This is a genomic window from Kitasatospora sp. NPDC052896 (assembly GCF_044547075.1).
Classification (GTDB): domain Bacteria; phylum Actinomycetota; class Actinomycetes; order Streptomycetales; family Streptomycetaceae; genus Kitasatospora.
Window position 1 is genome coordinate 1031 of sequence record NZ_JBITZU010000014.1, and the last position, 2013, is coordinate 3043.

Consider the following 2013-nt stretch of genomic DNA (forward strand, 5'->3'; position numbering starts at 1 on the left):
GGGTTTCCGCCGTGACGACCGGCCGTCCGGTGACCGCGGTGGTTTCCGTCGTGAGGAGCGTCCCTACGGTGACCGTCCCTCCGGCGACCGCGGTGGTTTCCGCCGTGAGGAGCGTCCCTACGGTGACCGTCCCTCCGGCGACCGCGGTGGCTTCCGCCGCGATGACCGTCCCTCCGGCGACCGTGGCGGTTTCCGCCGCGATGATCGGCCCTCCGGTGACCGCGGTGGTTTCCGCCGTGACGACCGGCCGTCCGGTGACCGCGGTGGTTTCCGTCGTGAGGAGCGTCCCTACGGTGACCGTCCCTCCGGCGACCGCGGTGGCTTCCGCCGTGACGACCGGCCGTCGGGCGACCGTGGTGGTTTCCGCCGTGAGGAGCGTCCCTACGGTGACCGTCCCTCCGGCGACCGCGGTGGCTTCCGCCGCGATGATCGGCCCTCCGGTGACCGCGGTGGTTTCCGTCGTGACGACCGGCCGTCGGGCGACCGTGGTGGGTTCCGTCGTGAGGAGCGTCCCTACGGTGACCGGCCCTCCGGTGACCGCGGTGGCTTCCGTCGTGACGACCGGCCGTCGGGCGACCGTGGTGGGTTCCGTCGTGAGGAGCGTCCCTACGGTGACCGTCCCTCCGGTGACCGCGGTGGCTTCCGCCGTGACGACCGGCCGTCGGGCGACCGTGGTGGTTTCCGTCGTGAGGAGCGTCCCTACGGTGACCGTCCCTCCGGCGACCGCGGTGGCTTCCGCCGCGATGATCGGCCGTCGGGCGACCGTGGTGGGTTCCGTCGTGAGGAGCGTCCCTACGGCGACCGTGACCGTGGGCCGCGTCGTGAAGGCGGCCGGCCGTCCGGTGACCGTGGCGGGTTCCGTCGCGATGACCGGCCGTCGGGCGACCGAGGCGGCCGTCCGTACGAGGGCCGTGGCCGCTACGAGGGCCGGCGCGACGACCGCGATGACCGTCGCACCCACGAGCCGGTCCACCGCCTGCCGATCCCCGAGGACGTCTCGGGCCAGGAGATCGACGCCGACGTCCGCCAGGAGCTGCTGAGCCTGCCGAAGACGCTGGCCGACGACGTGGCCCGCAACCTGGTCATGGTCGCCCGCCTGCTCGACACCGAGCCGGAGGAGGCCTACAAGTACTCCCGCGTCGCCCTGCGGCTCGCCTCGCGCGTCGCCTCGGTCCGCGAGGCGGCCGGCTTCGCCTCGTACATGACGCAGCGCTACTCGGAGGCCCTGACCGAGTTCCGCGCCGCCCGCCGGATGACCGGCCGGGCCGACCTGTGGCCCGTGATGGCCGACTGCGAGCGCGGTCTGGGCCGCCCGGAGCGCGCTCTGGCGATGGCCGGTGAGCCCGAGGTCAAGCAGCTGGACAAGGCGGGCCAGGTGGAGATGCGCCTGGTCGCGGCCGGTGCCCGCAGCGACCTGGGCCAGCACGACGCCGCCGTGGTGACGCTGCAGAGCCCGGAGCTGGCCTCCAACACCGTCCACCCGTGGACCGCCCGCCTCCGCTACGCCTACGCCGACGCGCTGATCGCGGCCGGCCGGGCCGACGAGGCGCGGGACTGGTTCGCCAAGGCCGCCGAGGCCGACCCGGAGGGCTCCACCAACGCCTCCGAGCGGCTCGCGGAGATCGACGGGCTGGAGTTCGTGGACGCGCTCGACCCCGAGCTGGCGGAGGAGGAGCAGCCGGCCGCCGCCGAGGAGAGCGGTCGCGACCGCGCCGCCCGCTCGGACGACGACCGGGTGATCTTCGAGGAGGACGAGGACGTCGAGGAGTTCTACGACGAGGACGACCTCGAAATCGACGAGGTAGAGGACGAAGAGGTGGAGCAGGAGCTGCGCGACCGCGAGGCGCGTGGCGGTCAGGACGCCGAGCGCGACTGACGCCACCCGGCACTCCGAGGCCCGGCTCGGCGGACGCGAGCGAATCGCGTCCGCCGAGCCGGGGCCCGGGGGGGGGGGGGGGGCGGGGCCAGCGGCGCCCCGGGGCGGCGGGCCCGGGGGCCCCCCCGCGGGGGGCC

At 74.8% G+C, this 2013-nt stretch carries 1 protein-coding gene and 1 pseudogene; both read left to right on the forward strand.

Features of this window, described 5'->3' with window-relative positions; all coding sequences use genetic code 11:
- A pseudogene (locus tag ACIGXM_RS24660) lies at positions 1–943 on the forward strand (hypothetical protein); the annotation flags it as partial.
- Between the two features lie 123 nt (positions 944–1066).
- The gene (locus tag ACIGXM_RS24665) at positions 1067–1876 is read left to right on the forward strand and encodes a tetratricopeptide repeat protein (protein WP_396564639.1); all 810 of its coding nucleotides are present in this window, start codon (positions 1067–1069) and stop codon (positions 1874–1876) included.
- Positions 1877–2013 lie beyond the last annotated feature (137 nt).